Source organism: Cyclobacterium jeungdonense (assembly GCF_010994275.1).
Taxonomy (GTDB): Bacteria; Bacteroidota; Bacteroidia; order Cytophagales; family Cyclobacteriaceae; genus Cyclobacterium; species Cyclobacterium jeungdonense.
Genome location: NZ_WMCD01000013.1, coordinates 47,641 through 74,208, shown reverse-complemented (window position 1 = coordinate 74,208; position 26,568 = coordinate 47,641). Strand labels below are relative to the sequence as shown.

Below are 26,568 nucleotides of genomic sequence, written 5' to 3'. Positions count from 1 at the left end.
GTTTAAAATTGAACAGAAACACCCATTAAAAACGAGGAGGTGATGGGATACCCACTCGCAGATACTTCCGGATCCCAACCGGGAGGATAATTATCAATCGTCCAAAGGTCGGTGGCATTGGTATAAACCCGGATATTTTGCATACCCATTCTGTCTACAAGTGATTGGGGCAAGGTGTATCCAAGGGATATGTTTTTCAATCGAAAATAGGCCCCGTTAATTAACCAGAAATCAGACATGGCAAAATTATTCCCATCGCTATTTCTGGACAATCTCGGATAACTGACCGCTTCATTTTCCTGATCTGTGTTGTAGGTACTCCAGTATTCCCCGTCCAGGATTTTTGGCACATGGCCCCAATTTTCCATAATGGGTTGTACCATCAGTCCGGATAGTCGCGAATTTTGTTTACCAACCCCTTGAATTACCACTCCAAAATCAAAACCCCTGTAATCCAACCGGATATTCCCTCCATACAGGTACCGAGGCATGCTCCCTCCCAGCAATACCCTGTCGTATTCAGGAGAGATTCTGCCATCAGGTTCCCCATTTGGCCCGCTGATGTCGACGTACTTTACGTCTCCTGCCCTTACGTTGGCGTTCATTACGGCTGAATTGGTTACTTCCTCCTCGCTTTGGTACAATCCATCGGAAACATAACCGTACCATTCGTCAAATTCAGAGTCCTCCATCCTCACTTGATTTCCCAAGAACTGAATGCCACCCAGATCTCCCATCACCGATCGAAAGTCTGAAAGGTTGAAACTCACCGAATAACTTAAATCATTGATGTCATCGGCCCATCCCAGGTCCATTTCCCATCCTTCAGTAAACATTTTGCCGGTATTCTGGTCTGGATTATCAAAACCGATGTAGTCCGGAATTTCTAGAGGAAGTAACATGTCACTGGTCGTCTTTTTAAAATATTCTCCGGTAAAACGTAGCCGATAATTGAAGAAATTGGCATCTACACCAATATTATAAGAAGCCGTTTTTTCCCAGGAAATATCGGGTATGGCGTATTGCCATTGGGCAGCCGATTGTGACGAAACCACGTTGGAGCCCTGGTGGAATAGCACATTACTAAAGCCAATGGTAGACTGGTAAGGATAATTTCCTATCCGCTCATTACCCAATGTTCCGTAAGAACCTCTAAGCTTCAGGAAAGAAAGGGTGCCTGCGTCCTGAAGGAAGGTCTCTTCGGAAAGCACCCATCCCGCAGAAAAGGAAGGGAAAGACCCCCAACGATAATCCCTGGCAAACCGGGAAGAGGCATCGTACCGAAGGTTCCCCTGGATAAAATATTTTCCATCGTAATTATAATTCACTCTGCCGAACCAGGAGTTGTAAGCATTTTCGAAAGCGCTTCCACTGTTTCCCCTAAACTCCAGCGGTCCCAGGTTCAAATAAGGGTAATTATCCAGTAAGAATTGATCCCTCGAAGCACCTAGGTTTTCATAAAAAGCCTGATAACTTTCATTTCCCGCCATCATACTAAGGCTATGCTTACCAATTACCTTGTCGTAGTTTACCAGAAACTGGGTTGTCACGGTGTAATTGTCATTTCGAGATTCACTTAAATTTGTTGAATTGGCCCATTGCAGGGTTCCCAGCGTCACCGTAGGGTCATCCCAGGCAGTGTAGGTCACTTTTTTTTGAAAATTTTTACCTTTGTTAAATCCGAAATTAGGAGAAGCTATGGCCGATACCTTCAACCCGTCAATAATTTCGTAGTTTAAACCCAGTCGGCCACCCACCTGGTTTTCCCAGTTTTGGCGAAATCCTCCATACTTCAGCTGCCCATAGATATTGGCTCCCGTTTTTCCTTCGGCTACCCTGCCATCCTGCCATTCGGCAGCATAGACTGGGGCAGAAATATTCATGTAATAGATGGGGTCGATGCTAGGCTGATTCAGGATCTCTCTTCTTAGAAATACATCGGCAGTAAACCCCAGCTTCTTCGTAATGTTTCCATCCGTATTTATTCGGGTAGTAACCCTTTCAAAGGTTCTACCTTCGTAAAGGGCATCAAATTTGTCATATACGACCGACGCTTTGGTTCGAATGGCCTCGCTTCCTCCGGATATATCCAGTGAATGCCGCTGCCTGGGAGCATTGTTTTTTAGAATGAGCCCAACCCAGTCCGTATTTGGATACAAATCCGGATTGGAAGCGTTCAATTCCTGGTAATTTTCCACCATATCCTGTGGATACAAAGGATATTCGTTTCCATCATTCCCATTGTCGTTCCAGCGGAGTTCATTTACAATCTCCATGTAGCGGGTAACTTCCACATATTCCGGGATCCGGGTGGGTACCTCAGTGCCGTACTCAAAATTATAATTCAGGCTCAACTCTCCTTTTTTAGCTCTTTTGGTAGTCACCAGAATCACGCCGGCTGCGGCCCTGGAGCCGTAAATTGAGGCAGATGCCGCATCCTTTAAGACAGAAATACTTTCTACGTCATTTGGATTGATATGGTCAATGCTATTCACAGGTACTCCATCCATAATAATAAGAGGATTACTATCCCCAATGGTGGTGATTCCCCGGATCCGTATATTGGCTGAAGAGCCCGGCGCATTATTGTTTCGGGTAACCATCACCCCCGAAACCTGCCCTTGTAAGGCCTGGGAAAGATTTGGCGTTCTTCTATCTGCCAAATCACGACCACCAATCGTCGCTACTGCTCCAGTGAGGTCACTTTTCTTTTGAGTGCCGTAACCCACAACGACTACCTCTCCCAGTTCGGACATATCCGCTTCAAGTGAAACATCAATGACCTCCTGGTTATTGACAGTTATTTCCTTGGAAATGTACCCTACAAAAGAAAATACCAACGTAGACTCCGGTGAAGGTACGTTTATTTGATATTTCCCGTCAATATCAGTGACGGTTCCCGTACTGGTACCCTTCACCAGTATGCTCGCACCCGGAAGTGGCTGGTCGGTTTCATCCAATACAGTACCACTAACCCCAAAAGATTGTCCAGGGACAAGGCCTGTCCCTCCAACATACAGGAGCCAAAACCATATGAGTAATTTTGTTTTCATTTTTGGTTGATTTTAGGTTTCACAACTTTATTAATTAAATAAATAGTTTATTAGAATATTATTCCAAATTAATACGGTTTTAAGCCATAAAAAAGGTTTAAATCAATATTTATAGAATTATTATACTGTAAACGTTATCGAAAACGTTTACATTTACTAAATATTCAAAATGCGAGGCCTTTTATTGTTAATTTGCAATTGCCTTACTTGTGACCATCGATTACCTGTAGTTCCTTTACTTTGAAGACCTGTTCGCCTGGATTCAGAATTGTTGCCTATAAATTAAACCAATGAAAAAACCCACCACCATTAAAGATATTGCTGAAAAGCTACAAGTTTCCATTGCCACGGTGTCCCGGGCCTTGCGGAATTCTCCGGAAATAAAAAAGGAAACCAAAGAAGTCGTGCTAGCCATGGCCAAATCCATGGATTACCACCCAAACCTGCTCGCAAGCGGCCTGAGCAGCAAGAGATCCCGCATACTGGGAGTGGTTGTACCTACCATTAACCGGTACTTCTGGGCCAATTCGATCGCCGGTATCGAAAATATTGCCTATAAGGAAGGGTATAAGGTGATGATTTTTCAATCTGGTGAGTCTTATCAGAAAGAAGTGGAAATCGTAGAAACCCTTGCCAATAGCAAGGCAGATGGGATCATCATCGCTTTTTCCAAGGAGACTTGTGCCTTTCAGCATGTGGCCCATGTACTCGAAAGAGCCGTTCCGGTAGTACTCTATGAGCGTGCCTGCGGGAATATAGACACCTCCAAAGTGGTGACCGATGATCAAAATGGAATGTTTCAACTCACCAGTCATCTGATCGAAAAGGGTAGAAAAAACATCGCCTATATCGGTGGACCTCTTTCGCTGGGAGTGTGTAAGGACAGGTTATCCGGCTACTTGCAGGCCCTGAAGGCTGCTGGTATGAAATCAAAAGACGGCAATATCGTATCGCTGGAAGACTTTACCATAGGCCTGGCGGAAAAGGCCTTCCGGAACTTGTGGAATGAAAAAGAAAAACCGGATGGAATCATTTGTTTTGCAGATATTCTGGCAATTGGTGTTCTGCATGCAGCCCAGCAATTGGGTATTAGGGTTCCAAAACAGGTATCCATCGCTGGATTTGGAAACGATGAAACCGGACGTTATTTGCGTCCCGCCCTTACGACCATGTCCCAACCTTCCTTTGAAATGGGAAAAATGGCAGCGAATATTTTACTGAAAGAAATTGATTTTCAGGGAGAACCCCATCTAAGAAGAATGGAGGTGATCCGACCTACCTTACTGGTTAGGGAAAGCACCTGAATGATCAGCTAAAAGACAATGGTATTTTTTTGAAAGCGATATGCAGCGCTCCTGATATCGAATCAGCTTTCGTAGACCCCAATGCCAAACAAACCGGCGGGTATCTTCTTTCCCGGATGCTTGAGCTGAAGGACCAGCTTTTTAATCCTTATGGGAGAAGCAAACATGATTTCATACCTGCTCTGATGATTATTTTCTTCCTTGTACAAGAGCGCTCCCATTTCGTCAAAGAGCCGAAACTCCCGCACACAAAAAGGCATTACACGCTCCTCATGCCCTCGCAGGGTAGATTCCAATGGATGATCGAAATCGGTATCAAACCAAAGCCTGACCTTGCGTATATTTTTGTATTCCGGCCAGCAAAGGCTTACGGTTGGTTCGCGATCAGCAAGTGAGGTTACCCAGGCGTTAGTTCGGTTTTTGGGACGGAAGATGCCGTTAAGCAAGTTTTCAGCGGAGTACAAATTTACGGCAGGATCACAGCTGATGGCCAGGTTCTGTCCGCCCGGCCTTCGTTCCGGCAACCAGAAATCAAATGCATCCACGCCCAACCCTTCTGGTGGTTCCTGCCGGCTTCCCTTAGCTACATCCAAATTGACCCGGTTAAAAACCGTCAGCAGCCCGGTAAGCCTAAGCTGGCTGATGCCAACCTGAACAAGGGGATTTGCCTCAAAAGCTATAAAATAGTACGCGGATGCATCCAGTAGTTGCCCAAAATCCACTGTCAGTTCCTGTACCCCTTTGGAAACCGAAAACTCCTTTTCCGCCAATTGCCTATCCGGGGTAAAGTTACCCGGCAGACTACTGTGCAATAAGCGAAGAACCAGACTGCTTGCTTTTTTTGCCTTCACCTCAAAGGTAAAAACCGGGACCTTGCCCTTTTCCAATGGAAGCATTTGCGCCATGCTGCTGTCCAGGGCTTTCCATCCGGCATCTGCCGGTAACTGCCACAAACTAAAAGTAGAAGAAACAGATAAATTTGCTGTTTTGGCCAGGTTATCGGTATCCCGAAAATGTATGCCAGGCAGGTAGTGCCCCATACCCATTAATCGTTGTTGTAACTTGTCGAAATATGAACTAGTTATCAGGTCCCTTGGCAAAAGCCCCTGTTCCAGGCAAAGAGCGGCTGCCATTCCCACTGCCTGGGCATTGTGGGCACAGGTGGCCATCACCCGGGAGGAACCAAAGGCCACGTGGCTGGCACTGATGATCCTGCCTGCCAGAAGCAGGTTTTCTATATTCCGGCTGTACAGGCAACGGTAGGGAATGCCGTACACCCCTTTGGCATGCCACTGGGTGCAGCCGGGTAACTCCCCATAAATACCATCCGCCGGGTGAAGGTCCAGGGCCCAGCCTCCGTAGGAAATCATATCCTCATGGGCGCGCTGCTCCACCACATCCCGCTGGGAAAGCATGTAATCCCCCTCAAAGCGCCTGCTCTCCCTTTTGCCAGGAATCATGCCCACCCATTCCAGGGTATGCGTTTCCATCTCGGGATATTCGCCGGAATTTTTGATATGGTGCCAGATCCCATAGATGATGCGCCAGAGTTCCCATTTGATGGTTTCCGTAGCGTGTATGGTATCTAAGCGACCCCCGTATTCCACCCACCACAAGCGGCAACCCCTGTCGTACAGATTGAAAGTATGAAAACGGGGTAGGCTGGCCAGGTCGGTGTTGGCAAATGCCGGAGGAAAAAACTGCACCGGCTTTCCCGTGTCCTTGCTGTGGAAATACAGGGAATGGCCCAGCAGCTCTCCATAGGCCTTTTCCGGAGCAAAGGCTTCGTCAAACTCCTCCCTGGATTCCGCTCCGATGCGAAAGGCCGCACCTGACAAATAGCCAAGAATACCATCACCCGACGCATCCACGAAAAAACGAGCCTCCAGCCGGTACGCAGTGCTGTTCTGGCTGCAAAAGGCCAGCGCAGCATCGATGCGGTTGTCCCCATCTTTTTCACATCCGTGAACGGCCGTGTTCAGCAAAAGGGTAATATTGGTTTCGCTGGTCACTTTTTCCAGCAGCACCGTATCGAGAATCAGGGCATTTCCTTCCGGGTTCCGGTATTGGTTTTCCAGTAGGATTTCATCAATGATTCCCCCCTCCCTGGCCCAACGGTTGTTATTACCCATACTGGAAGTGGCCCCCAAAATCCAAAGCCGGATTTCGGAAGAGGCGTTTCCCCCCAGCACCGGCCGGTCCTGTACCAGGACCACTTCCAAACCCTGCCGGGCAGCCGTGATGGCGGCACAAATACCGGCCATTCCACCTCCAACGACCAGCAGGTCGGCAGAAAGGGATTGCGAAGTCAGGGAACGGTTTCCGGAAAAGGGTGCCTCTACGAGCATGGCGAAAGAGTTAACGGATGATACAACTTTTTCGCAAGGTACATAACCCGATTCAATTCGAATTTCCCATTTTCAAAAAAATCAATGCATTTGATAAAAAGGCATGGTTACTTCCCCGCCAGGACCCGGTCAACTTACCTGAAAAACGGCTCGTAAACGGAATCTATTTGAAAGGTACGGACGCCGGCACGTTTTAGGTTTTCGACGACCATTTCGGCCGGCTCCCGAATCCTGCCGCTTTCAAAAACCCAGGCATTCACTGCGGCTACCACCAAAAAACCCTGTTCGGTAGCCCATTCGAAATCTTGCGGGGAAATAGCCGTGGAAAACAGGTAGTAATGGTCCGGGCTGAAATCGGCACGGTTCCGGTTTTCCTTCAGTTGGTCCAAGCTGCAGCTAAGTTTGAGCTTACCGGTAAAATACTCCGTGGAAGCTTCGGTACCGATCATCAGTGCCCCGGAACGCAGTCCATACGCATCCAGCAAGGCGAGCAGGGAGTCAAAAAGAGGCTTGCTGAATCCGGAGATTTTATTATCGATCATCACCTTGATCTTGCCCTGGCAATGAGACAAAACGGTAGCTAAGGAAAGAACGTGCTGGCCCTGCCTGCCAGTTAATTCCCGGATCTCCTCCCAGGTCATCGCTGACACCTCCCTGTCCACTCCATAATATCTTTTAAAATCCCGGTCGTGGTGTGTAATCAACACGCTGTCTTTGGTTAGCCTGACATCCACTTCCACCCTATCGTACCCCCTCTTTATGGCTTCCTCCAGGGCCGCCAGACTGTTTTCGGGGAAGGTATCGTTGACCACTCCTCCCCTGTGTGCAATAAGTTGATAGGGAGCAAACCCTGATTCCTGGGCCAAAAGAGAAAAATTGCAACATCCCGAAAAAAGCAGGATCAGAAGAAATTTAATTCGCTGCATTCGTTTATTTATAGGTAGAGAATAGTTCAAATTAGCCTTCATTAGTCAATAGATTGATCCTTAGTGCATTCCTTTCATTTTTTAAAGCAATAGGGGCCTATCCGGATTATCACCTTACAGAGAAAATAGGATTTTATCCAATTTCTTTCCGGTTGGACGCAAGTACGACAATTTTAGAATTCGATAAAAATAAGTAGTTTTAACAAAAGTTATTTCCCAAAAACCTGATTTATATGAAAGCCTTATTCCTTCGCTCCTTAATCCTTTCATTGACCGCCTATCTTACCCTTACTGCACATGCGCAGCAGGAAATTCCCTCCGGATGGAAACTGGGCAGCCAGGCCTATACCTTTCGCCTGTTTTCCCTGGAAGAAACCCTCGAAAAGCTTAACAGTATCGGCGTACGCTATGTGGAGCTTTACCCGGGGCAAAAAATCACCAAAACGGGTGATGCCACCACCCACTTTGCGGCATCGCAGGAAGATAAGGATAAAATCAAATCCCTCCTCGCACAATACGATATTGAAGCCGTTGCTTACGGGGTAGCCAGTCCCAGTGATGAGGAATGGCCGGACTTGTTTGCTTTTGCCAAAGAAATGGGAATCGGCATACTGACCACAGAGCCCAGGCCCAATCAATTTGACCTGATCGAGAAGCTGGCAGTGGAACATCAAATTAAGATCGCCCTGCACAATCACCCCCTGCCTTCTATGTACTGGCATCCGGAAGTGCCCTTGCGCTTTCTGGAAGGCCGTTCCGAACTGATGGGGGTCTGTGCGGACATTGGCCACTGGGTGCGCTCTGGCCTGGACCCGGTAGCAAGCCTGCGCAAACTGGAGGGCCGTATCATCAGCCTGCACATGAAAGACCTGAACAAAGCCGGCGTTCGGGATGCGCACGACATCCCCTGGGGCACGGGCAACTGCAATGTGGCCGGGGTGCTGCACGAATTGAACCGACAAGGATTTGAAGGCGTCTTTTCAGCCGAATACGAACACAACTGGGAAAACAACCTGCCGGAAGTCAAAGAAAGCATGGATTATTTCAAGCGGGTAGCGGCGCAGTTTTAGGGTGGAAAGCAAAAAGGTAAAAAGCTATTTGATTTAATCATAATAATCAACTATAAAAGTAACTTTAGACAGCAAAGCCGCCGCTTTTCTCAATTTCGTGAAAAGCCTGGGTTTCATTCGTATCCATAGGATTTTGAGGAACCTAGCAAACAAGAAATCCTGGAAAGCATCAGGCAGGGCATGACAGAAGTAAAGCTTCACCGGGAAGGAAAAATCTCAACCTAAACAATTCCCCCTTTTAAGGGGGTAAGGGGGATTTTTCCGAGAATTTTAATTTGAACCAAAATGACTCGTCCTGAAAAAAGTTTACAGATTTAAATTTTTCATTGTTAGTCCTACCACAAATTTACAAAACTATTTTCCGGTTATTAACCTTAAAATTCCTTCAGAAAATGATTGGAACGGGTTCTTATTCCATTGACAGCCCGGATTTAATATCCTTTGGATTCAGTCCTCTCTTTTTATCTCAAAAAATTGTCTTGGGAACACCGTTTTCAACCTCCCATTCATCAATAAACGCACCTATTTCCTGGAGAATAGAAGGCATGGATTTCTTGACATCTCCATCCAAAAACCTTAGAAAACATAAGCCCATTTTTTCCAAAACCAATTGCCTTTTAAGATCTTCAAGAACCGATTCATCATGGAAGTGGCTATCTCCATCAATTTCGATGACCAATTGTAATCTCCTGCAGTAAAAATCGACAATGTAATCTCCTAATGGCTTTTGCCTGTTAAATGCGTAGCCTCGAAATTGACGCGCACGTAGTTTTTGCCAAAGTAGAACCTCGGATAGCGTTGAATGAGATCGTAATTCTCTTGAAAATTCTTTCAAATTCTTGTTGTAGGGAATAAATCGCATGGAAGAAGTTAAAAATTATGCATTAAATTTCAGAATTTTTAAAAAATTTTATTTCTTACGGTGGAAATTTTTCTGGTGGTTACCACTATTCAATATACTGAAATATTGATAGTTACGTAAGTTAATCCCCCTTTCCCCCTTATTAAGGGGGATTTGGTTTCGATCGGCTTAAAATCCGCTTAAGGTGTATGGTATTTATGTCTGCATTGGAAAAGGCTAGTGCTTGCCACAATGAACGGCAGCTGGCTGGAATTTACATATCTAGAAATCCGACCGTTAGTGAAATCCCCTTTATTAAAGGAGCAACGGGGATTTTACCGAGAATTATTAAATGATATTGACCGGCAGGTCTACCTCTCCTACCTTCTCAAAGTCGTTATTGATCATGATCACGGAAGGATGTTTATTGTCCCAATTTCGCCGTTGTCCATTCGGCCCTAAATAGTCCACTCCCTGATAAGCCAGCAGATAGAGGAGTTGCTTTTCCTCGTCATAGGCTAACTCTCTGTATGAATTGGAAGTGACATATAAATGGATCCGAAGGGAGCTTCCGATAAGTGACATTGAGTCGGGATTAAGTTCAAACCCCCGGATCGAGCCCACCGCGTTCGGTCCTTCCGCCTGAAAAAAATCTTGAAGTCATCTTCGCTTTTGGTTAAGGAATAAAACTCCAGTTCATTGGTGTTTTCATTGACTACTCCCAGGAAAGGGACGCCATCAATCTCACATTTCTTGATGTACTTGCTGTACACATTCGAGCGGTACCCAATGGGGGTTCTCAGGGTATCTGAGGGAAGCAGGGTCATGCGTTCTGTATAATCCCGGAGCAAGGGATCAAGGGATTGGTCCTTGGTGCAGGAATTTCCCAATTCCATAAAAAGCAAACCAAAAAATACTGAGAATATATTTTTATTTTCGAAGTATTTCATTGACCCGTTAACTATCTTATGGTAATATTCTAAAACTAATTCATTTTTAGTTAATACAAACCTAATTCATTAGAAATAATATGGGAATGGAAAAATTTCAATTTCTTCATGTGGCAATTGTTCTCTTTCGGGGGTTAGGTTTCTCGAATAGCTTGACGATAAATCTCCGAAAAAAAATACAGCTGTTTATTCTTAGAGAAGGATTCTGCCCTCTATATTAGCTGCTCTGCTTGATCTCAGAGAAAATGACTTTACGCTGTTTCCCGTTTGTAAAAGGGCTGTACAGGACAATGGTAGTTTTCTGAATCAAACCGCTGTTTATGTTCGTACTTTTGGCTTAGATCCAAAAGTACCAAAAGATCAAGGCACAAAAATCCTTATCCCCGCATCCCTGCCACACCCCCGGTTTTGTGCCGGCCCCCGCGCTTTTTCCTAGCTATACATTTTATTATAGTTAGGAGATACAAGTAAATTACCTAATATTTTAATGATTAAAAATCCATCCAATCTGTATATTTTTTAACATAAAAATTTGAAAAAAGTAGAATAATAGCTTACCTATTTTGATAATTCTTTCAAATTCTTATTGTAGAGAACAATTCGTTTTCAATTTGAAATTTTCGATTGCCGGATAAAATAAAATCTATGAAATGTTCAGTTGCGGGTCATTGGTTCAATATTTCTTTCATTTTTATTTGATATTCAGGATTAAACGTCATCCCATTGTGCTGCTGACCGGCAAGCATGATCAGGGAGTCCTGCTCTTTAAAATGTTCTTTTAATTTAATGGAGGACCCTGGATAAATGACTTCATCTTGATCACCATGAAAAATCACCACCGGCATCTTGCATTTTTGGATGTGCCGGAAATTTTCAAAAGGATATTTGTGCAAAAAGGAAGGGAAAATGGGGAAATAATGTTGCACCAGATCGGATAAGCTGTAATAGGGTGCCTGCAAAATCAAAAGCCTGGGTTGATTGACGGAAGCTAATTTTGAAGCCGGACCAGTGCCCATAGAATAGCCAAGAACGATGATCTCCTGCTCAAGATACCTGTTTTTCAGCACATCATAAGCCCTTTGAACATCCTGATACATTTGTTCCTGCCCCTGAATTGCGCCTTCACTTTTGCCATAACCTCTATAATCCAGTATAAACAGGTCATAACCAAATTCGGTAAAAACCTCAGCTACCCCACCCCAGGTTCTTACTGATCCGGCATTTCCATGCAGGTAAAAAATAAGGCCTTTTGGATGATCGGTTTTGAATAGTAGTCCATTCAATGAAATGCCATCGTTCATCCGGATGTTCATTTCTTCAAATTTTTGGTCAAATTGAAAGAGGAAATTGCTTTTCAGTTTTTCAGGGAAGAAAAGAAACTTTTCTTGAAATGCATATACCAATCCGTAAGCCATTAAGATCAATATTGAAAATAAAATCATCGGGATCATAAACCTACTTTTCATATGTTTGTAATTGTCTTTAAGCGGCCATATGGAATCTCGCATGCTTTATATTCATCCCACTGTGTGACGTTTTGGTCATGCTCGATTTCATAAAACAGCTTAAACCAAGTTCCCAAATTAACAATAAACCCGAAATATGCATTAGCCTTAAAAAACATAACCTTTGAAGGCCGGAAAAGCCTGATATAAAATGCTGTCTTGGAGAACTTCGATTATCGATACGAAAATTTCCAATCAAATAAAGCTAGTAGCCTTTTCCTGTCATCTGTCCCTTTTTGGAATGGAATATTGTCATGACGATACATTTTGAAAATTTTTTCCAGGTGGATATTCGCTCGCAAACAAACCTCACTCCCCTACATTGACCTGGATGAAAGTAGCGATACCAAAGCGAATCCCACCCCTATTGTACTTGCTGTTTTCAAAGCCTGCGCCAATCTCTACCCTGAAAATCCGATACAGGTTGTCCAATGAATAACCCAACTCCCAATAATGGGGAGCGTTCTCGGTTTTTAAATAATTAAAAAATAGATTTTCCCTGATGCCTGAAAACCGGAGTACCGGCAATTGGGTAAAAAGAAATTTCCTGAATTGATAATGCATGATGCTACTGAAATAAGGACCTGCGGTGCTGTATTGGTAGTAATCCAAAAATCGGAAATTGCTGGCCGCTCCCATATTACTAAAGATGGTCCGGTTACCCCCAAAATGTTTGAAGTCCATAAAATAGACCTGAGAGTGATTCAGGAAAGTACCCGTTTGCACGTTTACATCCAATTTGCCACTTACGCCGAAGTTAAGCGCATGCTCCAGTCCTAGTTCCAGGTGATCGAATTTGCCAGCTCCTGAAAAATTTTTGTTATAGTTAAATTTTACCAGGGGCGCCGTTTCCATAAGCGGGAATTTTCTTCCGTTTCTTATCCGGTATTTCAATCCAGGACGCCACTCAATGGAGCCACTAACCAAAACAGCCTCATTAGGTGCAAAGGCCTCGTTCCCTGCTTCCTGGTTCATTGGTCGATTGGACGTATACCTTCGTTCCGGCTTATTGTAAAAACTATAATCGGAATTGTTCTCCAGATTCACCCGATCCTCGAATCGGAAATTCACCCTATAGGTGAAGGCATCCGTAATTCTATGAGCCAGGTATAATCTGGTAAAGGTTTTCTCATACAGTTTCATGTAATTTTGCCTGAAAAATAAGGAATAAAGGGCATTGACTTGCTCATTGATGGGGTCCTCTCCATTGTATTGGAAAATGTACTTCCCTCCTTCTATTCCCCAGGTGTGGCCCGGCCTTCCTTTGGTCACCGTGCGCCTGATGTGCAGCATTCCGTAGGGCTTTCTACTTGCAAAACCATACCTGAATTCCGGTCTGAAATTCCAGGACCGCAGGTGGTTGGTTACACTGTCTGCCATTTTGGTGTTCTTCTCAGCCCGGTAATATCCTGAAAATCCCAATTTAAACCCTTCTACTGTATTGAATGACATTTTGGTCCAATTGGAATGAAAACCTGCAGACCTGCCTTTCCCAAAACTATAATCTCCACCCGTTAGAAAATCAAGTGGTTGGAATTTTCTTTTGGCTTTTTGAGACACTGAGTCAACATCACTTTCACGGGCCGCCTCTACCAGAGCCAAACTATCATCCCTGCGATAACCTTGTATTTCTTTGGCAGTCAGTTGGACCGGCCTGATGCTGTCCCAATATACAAGGTCTCTTTTGGTGGCCATGGAATCTACGGTATAGCTTCTTTCGGATATGACCTCCGCCTGCTCTCTTTCCTTTATCGATTCCTTTTCATATGCGTCGACCATTTTTCTGAAATCCTTTCTGCTCATCTGATCAGCAGCTGCCAACTGCTCAAGGGGGTCTGCACTTTTCGAAACTTCAGGAAGATAATCGGGAATCTCCTCTACCTTTTCATCCAAAATTTTGGTAGCTACCAGAAGATCGGGATTAAGTGTGATTTGGTAATCCCTGGTTGATGCCAGGTACTGGTACTCCCCGGCAAAACCAAAAAACTTTCCCCCGAAAGTGTAGGTATGGGTCAGGGGCATCCAGATGTTTTCTTCCACCGGAGCATATTGCTGGGTTACCGCTATATCAAAACCCATGAGGGAAGTTTTCAAATTCAGGCTATGAATGGCCCATAAATCCTCGATGATATAGATATACCCGTCAAATACCTTTTCTCCTTTTGAACGGGGAATAACCCTTATTTTATTCACCATAACCCCGTTATCAAAAAAATTCCCTTCTAAACGGAACCGATAATAAACAAAAGCGGACCTGGAGAGGGGGGAAACCACGCCATTGATCTGGTCATCGTAAAAACTGGCCCCGATATAGGGAGCAGGTGAAGTCTGGTTGTTTTCACCAGTGGACCGTATACTGATGACCGTCTCGGTAATTTCATCCGGCTGCTTAAAGTGAATTTTAGAAACCGATTCTGAAGTATAGGCCTCATTGAGTCCAACTCCCTCCTCTTTCAGTTTCTTTTTCAGGAAAAAGGGGGCATTGGTCAGTTCTCCGGTTCCTTTTATGTACACCATCATGCTGTATTCCTGAACCTGCAGGCGGTGAAATTTTGCTTTTGCTATGGCTTTACGCATGACGGTAAGTGCCGGATCTTCTTGATCCCCCCTTACCTCTACTTCCTGCAAGGCAAACGTTTGCATTTCCAGACTTACATCCAGATCTACCCAACTGTCCTTTACTTCCACTGTTTGTAATTTTGACTGGTAGCCCAGGTATTGGACAATGATATCGTAGTTTCCAGGTGGTAGTTTCCATTCAAACCGCCCATCTTGGTTGGTGGGGATGCCGTCATTCAGGTTCCTTGCAAAAACCGTAGCGTAAGCCAGGGGTTCGCCTTCTTCAGAAGTGACCAACCCTCTGATCCCCTGCGATGATCCATTGAAAATAAAAGCTTGAAAAAGCATAAAGCAAGACAACACCTTTAATTCCCTGGAGAAATCAATCATATCGTGTACCTAGAGGTAATTTCACCTAAAAATACGGTATATAAATAAATAAAAAATAGTTTTGACATATTTTAACTCCGCTCCTCGGAATTTGTAATTCCGTGGTTCAGATAAGGGGGATTTGTAATCCCCAAAACTGTCTCTGGGTGTTTGCAACTACATCCCAGGTATCCAATGCGTTATGCAAACGAGGCATTTGCAATGCCGGAAACCGAAGACCGACCGTAAAGAAAAACGTGCTTTTAAAACGCATACGATAAGCCATTACAAAGGGCTTTTTGGCAGGTTTTATCTGTTTATGATTCCGTAAAAAACTGGGTGAAGTAGCATACTTCACCCAGAATTATTATCTGTGCTAATCTGAGTAATCTGTGGTGCACCCTGGCAATGAGGATTTGGACGCGTAAGGCTACTCCTGCGCAATATCCGACAGCATCTGTTTGACTTTATCGGGTACGGAATCCCTTTCCAGAAAGCCGACTAGTATATAGGTAATAGCAGAAGAAAGTACCGGCAGGCTTACTTCCAGGGCCAGGCTGTTTAATTCCACATTTTTGGTGATCACAAAAGCCAGCAGCCCCACCAGAATAGATCCAATGGCTGCCTTTGGCCCGCAGGATTTGAACCAGGGAATCAAACCAAAGAGCATGGGAATGGCGATGGGTCCTACCAATGCGCCAAACCAACTGATAATCAAGCCCAGTACCCCGCCAAACCGCTCAAACTGCAGCGCAATACCAATGGTACCCAGGGTAAACAGGAACGTAGTAATCCTGGCTGTGGTCAGGGAGGTGGCTTCCTTTCGGAATTTTTTATTGACCGCCGGCAAAATGTCCCGGGATATCACGGCTGAAATGGTATTGATATCGGACGAAGTCATGGACATGGTATTGGCAAATAAGGAAGCAATCACCAAACCAATCAAACCAACGGGCAACAACTCCATGGTCAATATACCATAGGATTGGGTAGGGTCTTCCATATCGGGCAGGAGCACGGGTGCAGCCCACATGGGGAAGAATAAAATCAATGGCCAAACCAGGTACAAGGCACCGGAGAGCCAGGCAGCTTTTGATGCCTGTTGTTCCGTAGGCGAGGAAATGTAGCGGGTGGCAAGGTTCCACTGCCCGCCATTGTAGGAAAGGAAATTGATAAACAAAAAGGCCAACGCAAAACCCACTGTATAGGGATCATTGAAGGCCTGACTATTGCCTTCGGGAAGTTGGTCCCAAACGGTAAAAATAGCATCTACTCCACCCAATTTCTGAAGGACCACCACAAACATGACCAGTCCGGCAATGATTTGTACAATGAACTGGGCAAAATCGGTGATGATCACCGCCCATAGTCCTCCAAAGGTAATGTACAACAGGGAGATCCCCCCCGAAATCAAAATTCCCCATGTCAGGGAAATCCCGGTAAATACATTCAATAGTATGGCAATAGCCGCCCATTTGGCGCCAATATCAAACAGTTTCAAAATAACACCACTCCAGGCCATCAACTGCTGGGTGGCCAGGTTGTAACGTGTCTCCAAAAATTCCAATGGGGATTGTATTTTAAACCGCTTTCTCAGCCGGACCCAGAAAACAGGAAATACCTTGGCCGAAATAATCACGGTCAATCCAATGGTCAATGCCCACCAAATGTACACTGAAAAGCCATGCGTATAGGCAAGTCCGGCATAGGCCACGAACACTGCCCCGCTATACCCGGAAACATGGTGGCTGATACCGGATAGCCACCAGGGCAGTTTACCTCCGGCCACAAAGTAATCTTCCGAATCGGTATTCCTGAAATAAGACCAGACGCCAATCAGCAGCATCAATAAAAAAAACAGACCAATCACAATCAGGTCAAGGGTACTCAACTCCATAACAGACAATTAAGGTGGTGAAAGAAAAAAGGCCAAACCAGAATTGTTTGGCCTTTTAAGATGTAGGAAATTTTATACGCTTGGTTCCCAACCGGGCTCATATTCCCTTTTCCAAAGTTCCATGGCGGTGGGATCGTACTGAATGTTCCCATTTTTTGGATCGATGTCCAGGGTTCTTCCAACCCGCTGAGCAATATTACCCAATTGCACCAGAAGGGTACTTTTGTGTGCACCAACGATCTCGGAACGAACCTCCGTTCCATTTTTGATGCCGTCAAAAAAGTTTTGGATGTGCATGGCATCCAGTGCCTGCGCCGGATTGGTCCGGTTGGTGGGATCGATTTCCTGATCATTTTTCACATCCTTTACCAATTCATTTTTTAGGTTGAAAATCTTGTAGGAATTTCCTCCTTCTATCAGCAGGCTACCTTCTTCCCCATAAAACAAAGTACCAACGCTTCCGTTTTCTATGTGCTTGCCGTTACAGCTTCTGCCTTCCCAGGTGATGACGGAATTATTATCAAATTCAAGGTTAATGATTTGGGTATCGGGGGTTTCCCAATCGTCATTGTAGCGGTAACGGCCTCCGGAGGAATTCACCCTGGAAGGATAATCCACCTGCAGTCCCCAGCGGGCCAGATCCACCATGTGAGTGCCGTTGTTCAGGGCTTCCCCGGTGCCCCAGTTCCAGAACCAATGCCAGTTGTAGTGCAGGATATTGTCTCTGTAGGCTTCCCTCGGTGCAGGTCCCTGCCAGAGTTCGTAGTCCAGCCATTCGGGCACCGGCACCTGTTTTCCTACCCCTATGGGTCCTCGGTTATTGGCATACCAGGTTTTGGCCATATATGGCCTGCCGATCACTCCATTGTGGAGTTCTTCAATCCCTTTCATCACATTGGGCCAGGAGCGGCGCTGGTTGCCGACTTGAATTACTTTATTGTATTTCTTTTGGGCTTCCATCAGGAGTTCTCCCTCATGGGGATTGTGGCTACAAGGCTTTTCCAGATATACGTGTTTCCCTGCCTTCAAGGCCATTAGTGCGGCCGGAGCATGCCAGTGGTCAGGGGCTGTTACGATCAAAACGTCCACATCCTTGTCCTCCAATACCTTGCGGATATCTTTTTCAATCTTAGGTCTGCTGCCCTGAATTTCATTCACGGAACCGGCAAATTTTTCTGCTGCCCGAATGTCCACATCGCAACTGTAAATGACATCACATTGCTCCTGGCTGGCAAAATTGGTACCGACTGCATGCCCTCTGCTAACCACGCCCATGCTTGCGGCCAGGATGCGGTCATTGGCTCCCATGATTTTACCATAACTTTTGGCGGACATACCGGGCAGCATGCCTCCTATCGATGCCAGGGTTGCTCCAGCTACTGCTTTTTTTACAAACGTTCTTCTGCTATTTTTCATCGTATTGGGTATAAAATTAAATGCTGATTTGAGCGGCTTCCCTCCTACCTTTGTCCAAAACGGCCTGCAGGGAGACGGCATGTCCGTTGATTTTTTTGCTTTCGTCGGCAGCTTGCATAAAGGCAAAGATTTCAATTGTTTCTTCAGCAGATACCGGTGCCTTCCCGGAATCAAAAAACTTTGCTATTTCCACCAAAAGTGGCCGGTAGCCACCATAGGATCCCATATCCAGGATGCCTTCTTCCCCAAAGGCCCTTCCTCCATAGCCGCTTTTACCGGAGCGGGTCCCTCTGAAGGTGCCTATTCTGCCTCCTCCCCAGGTACCAACCACTACATCCGCGCCTTCTGTATGGGTTCGCTGTACGGTTTCACAACCCGTGCCCATCAGGGTATACAGGGTTTCTACCCCGTGTATGCCATACCAAAACAAATCCGGATGGGTGGGTTCCAGGGTAGCCGGACTAAAAGTATCTGCTCCCATCACCTTTCCGATTTTCCCATTTCTGACTGCAACAGCATTCTCCATATACCGAAGGGAACTGCTGGAAAATACCGGAACATTGTATTTCTTAGCTGCCTCGAAAATGGCAATGGCATCCACCAGGGATGCCGAAATCGGTTTATCTATAAATACTGTCTTCCCTGATTTAAATACTTCCAGGGCCTGCTCCAAGTGAAGCCTGCCATCATTGGTCTCCAGAAGCACCACATTCACCTTTTCCAGAAGGGAGGAAATGGAGTCGACAATTTCTACGCCTAAGGTTTGAATTTCCTCTGTATACCCCGGAATTCGTTCCACCGAGGAGGGAATGTCCTTGCTGCCATGCGGATAGGCAGCCACCACTTTATAGCCTCCCAGGTCCGAAGCTGCATCCGTAGCGTTGAAGGCTTTGGTAAAGGCCAGGCTATGGGAGGTGTCCAGGCCGATAATGCCTACCCGCTTTTCATCTCTTGGGCGAGCGGACGCAAAACTAAGTACTTGTGGCGCCAAGCTTAAGCCAAAGCCTGCCAGTGCTGCCTTTTCCATAAAATTTCTTCTGTTTAGTGCTGAGTCCATAAATTATGTTGGAATGCGTTTACAAAATTATTGATTGGTTTCTGGATTATTAATTAGATTAATTCCTGGTTTATGGGTCAATTTAACAAAAAAATTAAAAAATGCTCAGGACTATTCCACGAAACGCAAAATTCCCTGCATCCCTGCCGCCAGGACAACGTTTCTGAAGTCCTTTGAGTAGGTTAAGCCCTTAAAAGTGATTTAATTAGCAACTATTCTTTTTATCCTGCGGGTAGCTGCAGATTTTCATGAACGGAAGCACCTTGCGGGTAAACGTGCTCCAGAAACCCAACAAAAAGAAAAGAGGTTGACACAAAAAAGAGGAGCATTAGGCAAGTATTGCAGACCCTTTTTCGTATCTTCATGAAGGTTATGTCTTTAGTGGGATTCTACTGCTGGATGTTTTTAAGACTTCTTTTAATTTGTCTATTTCCAAAGGCTTGGAAATATAGCCATCCATTCCTGCCGCGAAACAGCGCTGTTTGTCTTCTTCCATCGCTCCGGCTGTCATCGCAATGATCAAAGGGGCGTTTTCATTTTGATGATTCCGGATTTCCCTGCATGCTTGCAGCCCGTCCATTTCCGGCATTTGAACATCCATCAAAACCAAATCGTAATTATTTGCCAGCACCTTTTCAAGTGCCTCTACACCATTATTCACAACGTCAGGCTGGTATCCTAAACGCTGAAGAATCATTAAAATTAATTTTTGGTTAATGGGAGTGTCCTCTGCGACCAGAATGGATAAGGGGTACTTTTCAGAAAAATTTGATTCCAGCTTTTTCTTAGGTCTATTCAACGGCGGGGCAATTCCCGGATTTCCATCCAACGCAGCATGAAGCGCATGTATAAGGTGGGTATACTTAACCGGTTTATTAAGGACAGCCATAAACAAACCCGGATTGGTTCTTTTCGATTGATCTCCTATGGAGCTTAGCAATAGGATCGTTTTATCCGGAAATCCACTTTGGACTTTCATCGCGAATTGCACACCATTCATTTCTGGCATTTCCATATCCGTAATTACCAGTTCAATTTCTCGTTCCTTTTCGAGAATTTTTAATGCCTCCTCGGCCGAGGATGCTGAAAAGGGTTTCAAACTCAAGTTTTCCAATTGCAGTCGAAGAATTTTCAAATTGGTAAAATTATCGTCCACGATGAGAACTTTTCGACCAGCCAAAACACGATTATCCAATTTGGGTTCCTCAGAAATATGAGCAGCCTCCGGGGCCTTCACTGGAAGGGTGAAATAGAACATGCTGCCTTTCCCCAGATTACTTTCAACACCTATTTTACCTCCCATTATCGTGACCAAATGATGACAGATGGCCAATCCCAAGCCCGTTCCTCCGTATTTTCTTGTGGTTGAAGCATCTACCTGGGAAAACGATTTGAATAGGCGGGAAATTTTGTCAGAAGGAATTCCAATGCCCGAATCTTTCACTTTAACTATTAGTATCCAGTCTCTTCCCTGCTGTGCCGCTACTTCCACCTCCACAAAGACTTCCCCACTAAAAGTAAATTTTATCGCATTGTTAACCAGATTCATCAGAACCTGTTTCAATCTCATCCCATCGGCCCACAAATGTGAGGGAATTCCCTCGGGCAGATGGTACAGCAGGTCGATCCCTTTATTGGAGGCCTGCCTGGAAAATAAATCCAACACATCCTCTATGCTGCTACGTAAATTAAAATCATGAGGGTCAATCTCCACTTCACCCGATTCCAGTCGGGAAAAATCAAGGATATCGTTAATCACATTCAACAGGGATTCACCACTATTGCAGATGATGTCGGTAAACTCTTTTTGCTCTTCATCCAATGCTGTTTCCTTAAGCAACCCGGCCATGCCCAACACCCCGTTCAAAGGGGTCCTTATTTCATGACTCATAGTAGAAAGAAATGTACTTTTGGCCTTATTGGCCGTTTCCGCAGCTTTGCGGGCCTTCTGCTCAGCACGACCTTGGTTTTCCAAATCTCTATTCGCCCTTTCTAATTCCTTCGATTGGAGCAACAAATTGGATCTTTGCTTCATCAATAAGTTGGAAAGGTCGGACAACTTGGAAATGGATTTCAAAAAGGCGTTTTTTATCCATAGTAGTGAAATAAACGCAATGACAAACAAATAGGCCAAAACGGAGGCAAATGCATAATCGCCGCCGGCATACCCGTAAAAGATTTCATGGTATTGATAGCTATCGTAAAAAAAATACCCCCAACCAATTGGAAATGCACTTGTCAAAAAATAAAATAACGTCCATCGCTGGGAAAGGATAATTAAGCTAAAAATCAAAATATTGAAAATAGAAGCAATATCCAGCATCAGCAATACCCGGTCCTGCATGATAAACAGGTTCAAAAGTATGGGCAATAGCAACATGACTATCTTTACATGTGCTAAAGGAACCAACCATTCCTTAAAAATAAGTAGGTAAAAAAGGGCAAAATGTACCAACATAAAGGGTACAAAAACCATGGAATCGGCCTGGATTTCACCAAAAACCCATACCAAAGCTACGCATTGAATAAAACACAAGGCAGTGGATAAATAAGCCCAAGAAAGTATGGTCAGCCTGGTTCGGTAAATCGGATCATCCGCTTCATCCAATCTTTTAAGAAACAAAACATTTAATATCCGATTCCGCATCTCTCTCCTCTCCTTTTAAAAAAAATGTACTCAGCAGCAATTTTCAACCCTTAAAAATCAAATTATTACCTATAAAAGATTAAAGTGTCTGTTATTCGTAAATATTGCATATTTTATTCGGATTAGTAAGTAAAATACTACTTATTTAACAAAAAAATACCGGCACCTGAAAAGCGTACCGGCTATATAATCGATATAAAGAGTCTAACCTTTCTTATTTTTGGGGGGGCATGCTTGGCCTTACTTCTATTTTACTTGGAAGCGTTCGAGGATCCAGGTTAAAAAGGCAGACGACCATTTCGCCAATATCTTCGATCTGAATTTTCCAGGCATCCTTTTCATTTACCTCATGATCATTGAATCCCGTGGCCACTGACCCGGGCATGATGGTACTTACCCGCACACCTTCTTGTCTCAGATCCAGCATGATCGCCTGGGAAAAACCGGTCAAACCGAACTTGCTGGCATTGTAAGCCGATCCCCCTGCAAAGAAGTTCGTTCCCGCCAGACTAGAAATGGTCAGGAAAAAGCCTTTGGTAGATTTCAATGCATCTACAGATGCTTTGATCCCATAAAATACGCCAGTCAGGTTGGTATCAATCGTTTCATGCCATTTTTCAGGAGACAATTCTTGAATCGGCGCAAAATGACCTACGCCTGCATTGGCAACGAAATAATCCAACTTACCCCATTTTCCGAGTACATCCTGAACGCCTTTCTTTTGGGCATTAAAATCCCGTACATCCATTTCTAAAGGTAACACCTCGCCTTTAGTCAGCGGATTTTTCCGGATTTTTTCAGCCGCTTCTTCCGCACGCTGTAGACTACGACTACTGATGGCTACATTAACACCCTCAGCCGCTAATGCTTCTGCTATACCGAAGCCGATTCCTGTATTGCCACCGGTTACAATGGCAGTTGTGTTTTTTAATGACATAATTATTACTTGTAGGTTTAAATAAAAAAAGGCCAATGAAGAATCATTGGCCCAGACAGTAAAGATTGCCTTATTTTGATTTTTCTTTTGCCTCAGTCAGAAGCTCTTTTCCTCTGGCTTTAGTTTCTTCGGCTACAGTAGCAATGTTCTTGTTCATTTTGTCCATTTTCTCATTCATGCCCTTGAGAAGTCCATCGATCTGACCATTGATGTCCTTCAAGTACGCTTCCCCTTTTTTGGTTAGCTTCTTGCGAGTATCTTCACCTTTCTCTGGAGCAATCAACAGGCCTATTTGTACTCCTACTGCTACTCCTGCCAATGCGCTTAAAATTACTTTTGTTGAATTCATACTATCTGGTATTAATGGTTTAAACTTTGAAAAACAAATCTTCATCTCAGAAGAAATTCTATACTCATATTACAACAACATTTATACCAAAGTTGAGAATTTTTCAATTTTCTCAACCATAATCCAACATTGAGTTCAATACCCGGCCGATTTGTCAAAAAGCAGACCATTTGCCTGCAAAATTAACTCTAATTTAACCACCCCTACCTATGAAAATCTCGCAATTGCGCTACTTTTGTACAAATTCGAAATTATGAAACCCTCAAAGAATGCCTCCTTTTTAACAATTGCATGTTGGCTGATCACATGTTTAGCGGCCCCTCTGGGGGCCCAGGATATCAACATTCATAGCCACAACGATTATTTGCAGCAAATTCCGTTTTGGGAGGCCTATGCTAGTGGAACCGCTTCCATTGAAGCAGACGTAATACTCCGGAACGACACCTTATTTGTAGCCCATGAAAAAGAAAGTATCCGAACAGGACATACCTTGTCCAGTTTGTACCTGGAACCCATGGTTCAGGCAAAGCGTCTGCAACTTGGTAGTTTGCATCCCTTTATCCTCCTGGTGGATTTTAAAACAGAAGCCTATGCTACTATGCATCAACTTCTAAAGGAATTAGAGCCCTATCAGGAGCTATGGGAAGACCGCGAACATCCCTTTGTAAAAATAGTAATTTCCGGAAACCGTCCGGAAAAGAAGGATTACCACCGCTATCCATTCCCTGTGTTTTTTGATTACCAAAGTGTAGAAGATACCGAAAGCCTTCCACTAGATAAAATTGAGCTGTTCAGCCTAAGCTTTCGCAGTTTTTCGCAATGGAATGGAAAGGGCAGGCTTATAGATTCGGATATTGTACAACTAAAGGAAGCCATTCGCGTGGCCCATCAATTTGGAAAGCCCATTCGGTTTTGGGCCACGCCAGACAGTAAAACTGCCTGGAAGGCATTGCATGAGCTGGGCGTAGATTACATCAATACCGATCACCCTGGCGCTGCTAAAAGCTACCTTTCGAGCCTTCAAAACCGATTGTATACCCATCCTACCCCAAGGGAAATTTACCGCCCGACATTCGAATCGGACGGTACCGATCGGAGAGTCAAGAATGTGATCTTATTAATTGGAGACGGTAATGGGTTGGCTCAGTTATCCGCTGCCATGTATGCAAACAACAATCAATTAACACTGACACAACTGAAAAACCTGGGCCTAATCAAAACCCAGTCTGCCGACGATTTCACCACCGACTCTGCAGCAGCAGGTACTGCACTGGCCTCCGGGCAAAAAGCAAAAAACCGGAGCATTGGCATGCATCCAGATGGAACGCCAGCAGCAAATTTACCGGAATACCTGGCTCCCTACGGATTTAACTCGGGAATTATCACTACGGATCATTTGACAGGTGCCACTCCGGCGGCCTTTTTTGCCCACCAACCCGAGCGTGATCTGACCCGGAATATTGCTTCTGACCTGGCAAAAAGTCCACTGTCCCTGTTTATTGGTGGCGGCAAAATAGATTTTCTGGATGGCGAAACCATCGAACTAGAAAATCTGGAAAAGTCAGGTTTTATTTTAGCCTCCTCTTTGCGAGATCTGGTTACGCAAAAAGGAGCAAAGGCAGGGTATTTTGCTTCCAACCAAGGCCTGCCAAAAATAAGTGGTGGAAGGCGGGACTTCCTCCCGGAAGCAACCAAAGCCGGAATTGACTTCCTTAATTCAAAAGACCAACCCTTTTTCTTAATGATCGAGAGTGCTTACATTGATTCAGGCGGACATGCCAATGAGGTGGGTACGGTTATAAATGAAGGAATTGATTTTGATCAGGCTGTTGCGGAGGCGGTTCGGTTTGCCGATGGGGATGGGCATACGCTGGTACTTATTACGGCAGATCATGAAACAGGAGGGGTGACCATCCCCCAGGGGAATACGGCCGATAACACAGTGGAGTTGGAGTTTTCGACAGAAGACCATACGGGGCTGATGGTTCCTGTTTTTGCTTATGGGCCTCATTCCCATAAATTCAGAGGAGTATATGAAAACACCGAAATCTTTAGTAAACTAATAAAAGTCCTGGAACTGGAATCATCCAGGTAAATCAGGACATTTCCCTTCATGTTGCTGTTTTATTAGAAAATATGGTATATTCAAAAAATGAATAAACTGGTATTCGCATCCGTATTTCCCAATTACATATCGAGAATGATACTGCTTATTATAATCGGTATCATAACCCTGCATTTTACTCCAAAAACCATGGCTCAATCCGCAAAGGAAATCCTCTACATTGGTACCTACAGTCAAAACGACAGCAAAGGCATCTATGTGCTTGATTTTGACAGGACCAATTTATCGGCCACCATTCTGCAAACGGTTCACGATAAACAAAACCCTACTTTTCTGGCGCTCCATCCCTCTGGGAGGTATTTATACGCAGCCTACCGGGAGGGTAATAATCCGGAAGACCCGAACGGGACCATCGTATCGTATTCAATCGACCAGAATTCCGGACACCTTTCCTTAATTAACCAGGCATCTTCGGCCGGTGCCAGCCCTTGTCATATCAGTGTAGATCCTACCGGGCAGGTGGTATTTGTTTCGCATTACCAGGGAGGTAATTTATCGACCTTTAAAGTGGCCGATTCCGGTGCCATTAGCGAGCCAGTATCCGTCATCCAACACGAGGGTAGCAGTGTTCACCCGAACCAAACTAAACCCCACATGCATTCCATGATTCCGTCCTCGGATGGCAAGTGGGTTTACGCATCGGACTTGGGTATTGACCAGATTTTGAAATACGAAGTCAATCTCAAAAACGCCAGCGTGCAAAAGGATCCCGAGATATTTCCTGTCAAAGCGGGTTCCGGCCCCCGGCATTTTGTAATCCACCCTGAACTACCCTACGCTTATTCTGTGGAGGAACTGAGCAACACGGTGGGAATTTACACCGTTGACCCAAAAAATGGCGACCTCCTATTATTAGACCGCATCGAAATGCTTTCGCCGGAAATACAAACGGATTACAATGCGGCTGCGGACATTCACCTTTCGGTGGATGGCAAATGGCTCTATGCCAGTAATCGGGGTCAGGATAACCTGGCCATCTACCAAGTCGATCAGGAAACCGGTCTGCTAAAAATTCAGGGACATGTTCCCACTGGCGGTCAACACCCGCGAAACTTTAAAATGGATAAAAAGGGAGAATTACTTCTGGTAGCAAATATGGAATCTGATAATATCGTTATCTTCAGGATCCAGGACCAAACGGGCATCCCTTTGCCCACCGGAAAAAGCATTTCCATACCAAGGGCAGTCTTTATTGAGCAATTATTCTTAAAGTAA

At 44.8% G+C, this 26,568-nt stretch carries 17 protein-coding genes; 4 read left to right on the top strand and 13 right to left on the bottom strand.

The features are described 5' to 3' along the window. Positions 1-2 precede the first annotated feature (2 nt). The gene (locus tag GKS34_RS20810; protein WP_163386918.1) at positions 3-3,053 is read right to left on the bottom strand and encodes a SusC/RagA family TonB-linked outer membrane protein; all 3,051 of its coding nucleotides are present in this window, start codon (positions 3,051-3,053) and stop codon (positions 3-5) included. Positions 3,054-3,343: 290 nt separating this feature from the next. On the opposite strand from GKS34_RS20810, the gene GKS34_RS20805 reads away from it, so the two are divergent. Continuing rightward, positions 3,344-4,357, top strand: a complete 1,014-nt coding sequence (locus GKS34_RS20805; RefSeq protein ID WP_163386917.1) for a LacI family DNA-binding transcriptional regulator — start codon at positions 3,344-3,346, stop codon at positions 4,355-4,357. Between the two features lie 62 nt (positions 4,358-4,419). Here GKS34_RS20805 and GKS34_RS20800 read toward each other — a convergent pair whose 3' ends face one another. Continuing rightward, entirely contained in the window at positions 4,420-6,705 is a 2,286-nt protein-coding gene (locus GKS34_RS20800; RefSeq protein WP_163386916.1) for an FAD-dependent oxidoreductase, read from the bottom strand. A gap of 134 nt (positions 6,706-6,839) precedes the next feature. Continuing rightward, entirely contained in the window at positions 6,840-7,631 is a 792-nt protein-coding gene (locus GKS34_RS20795) for a glycerophosphodiester phosphodiesterase (RefSeq protein ID WP_163386915.1), read from the bottom strand. Between the two features lie 233 nt (positions 7,632-7,864). Here GKS34_RS20795 and GKS34_RS20790 point away from each other — a divergent pair, with 233 nt between their 5' ends. Next, entirely contained in the window at positions 7,865-8,701 is an 837-nt protein-coding gene (locus tag GKS34_RS20790; RefSeq protein WP_163386914.1) for a sugar phosphate isomerase/epimerase family protein, read from the top strand. Between the two features lie 466 nt (positions 8,702-9,167). Here the strand turns inward: GKS34_RS20790 and GKS34_RS20785 are convergent, their stop codons facing one another. The 10 genes from GKS34_RS20785 to GKS34_RS20740 form a co-directional block, all read right to left on the bottom strand. Next, entirely contained in the window at positions 9,168-9,563 is a 396-nt protein-coding gene (locus GKS34_RS20785; RefSeq protein ID WP_163386913.1) for an endonuclease domain-containing protein, read from the bottom strand. A gap of 327 nt (positions 9,564-9,890) precedes the next feature. Beyond that, entirely contained in the window at positions 9,891-10,127 is a 237-nt protein-coding gene (locus GKS34_RS20780; RefSeq protein WP_163386912.1) for a hypothetical protein, read from the bottom strand. 1,030 nt (positions 10,128-11,157) lie between these two features. Beyond that, positions 11,158-12,000, bottom strand: a complete 843-nt coding sequence (locus GKS34_RS20775; protein ID WP_240459397.1) for an alpha/beta hydrolase — start codon at positions 11,998-12,000, stop codon at positions 11,158-11,160. A gap of 306 nt (positions 12,001-12,306) precedes the next feature. Continuing rightward, the gene (locus GKS34_RS20770; RefSeq protein ID WP_163386911.1) at positions 12,307-14,946 is read right to left on the bottom strand and encodes a DUF5686 and carboxypeptidase regulatory-like domain-containing protein; all 2,640 of its coding nucleotides are present in this window, start codon (positions 14,944-14,946) and stop codon (positions 12,307-12,309) included. 409 nt (positions 14,947-15,355) lie between these two features. Further along, positions 15,356-16,822, bottom strand: a complete 1,467-nt coding sequence (locus GKS34_RS20765; RefSeq protein WP_163386910.1) for a sodium:solute symporter family protein — start codon at positions 16,820-16,822, stop codon at positions 15,356-15,358. A 72-nt stretch (positions 16,823-16,894) separates the two neighbouring features. Beyond that, on the bottom strand, positions 16,895-18,238 hold the full coding sequence (locus tag GKS34_RS20760; protein ID WP_163386909.1) for a Gfo/Idh/MocA family protein: 1,344 nt from the start codon (positions 18,236-18,238) through the stop codon (positions 16,895-16,897). Positions 18,239-18,254: 16 nt separating this feature from the next. Then, the gene (locus GKS34_RS20755) at positions 18,255-19,295 is read right to left on the bottom strand and encodes a Gfo/Idh/MocA family protein (protein WP_163386908.1); all 1,041 of its coding nucleotides are present in this window, start codon (positions 19,293-19,295) and stop codon (positions 18,255-18,257) included. A 370-nt stretch (positions 19,296-19,665) separates the two neighbouring features. After that, a complete protein-coding gene (locus GKS34_RS20750) occupies positions 19,666-21,942 on the bottom strand; it encodes a response regulator (protein ID WP_163386907.1) in 2,277 nt (758 codons plus the stop codon). A gap of 214 nt (positions 21,943-22,156) precedes the next feature. Beyond that, positions 22,157-22,879 (bottom strand): SDR family oxidoreductase, encoded by a 723-nt coding sequence (locus GKS34_RS20745; RefSeq protein WP_163386906.1) that lies wholly within the window; start codon positions 22,877-22,879, stop codon positions 22,157-22,159. Positions 22,880-22,949: 70 nt separating this feature from the next. Beyond that, complete coding sequence (locus GKS34_RS20740; RefSeq protein WP_163386905.1) at positions 22,950-23,228, bottom strand: YtxH domain-containing protein; 279 nt, start codon at positions 23,226-23,228, stop codon at positions 22,950-22,952. Between the two features lie 253 nt (positions 23,229-23,481). Here GKS34_RS20740 and GKS34_RS20735 point away from each other — a divergent pair, with 253 nt between their 5' ends. Together GKS34_RS20735 and GKS34_RS20730 are read left to right on the top strand one after the other, a co-directional pair. Continuing rightward, positions 23,482-25,323: an alkaline phosphatase gene (locus GKS34_RS20735; protein ID WP_163386904.1), complete on the top strand. Its 1,842-nt coding sequence runs from the start codon at positions 23,482-23,484 to the stop codon at positions 25,321-25,323. A gap of 57 nt (positions 25,324-25,380) precedes the next feature. Then, positions 25,381-26,568, top strand: a complete 1,188-nt coding sequence (locus GKS34_RS20730; RefSeq protein ID WP_240459396.1) for a lactonase family protein — start codon at positions 25,381-25,383, stop codon at positions 26,566-26,568.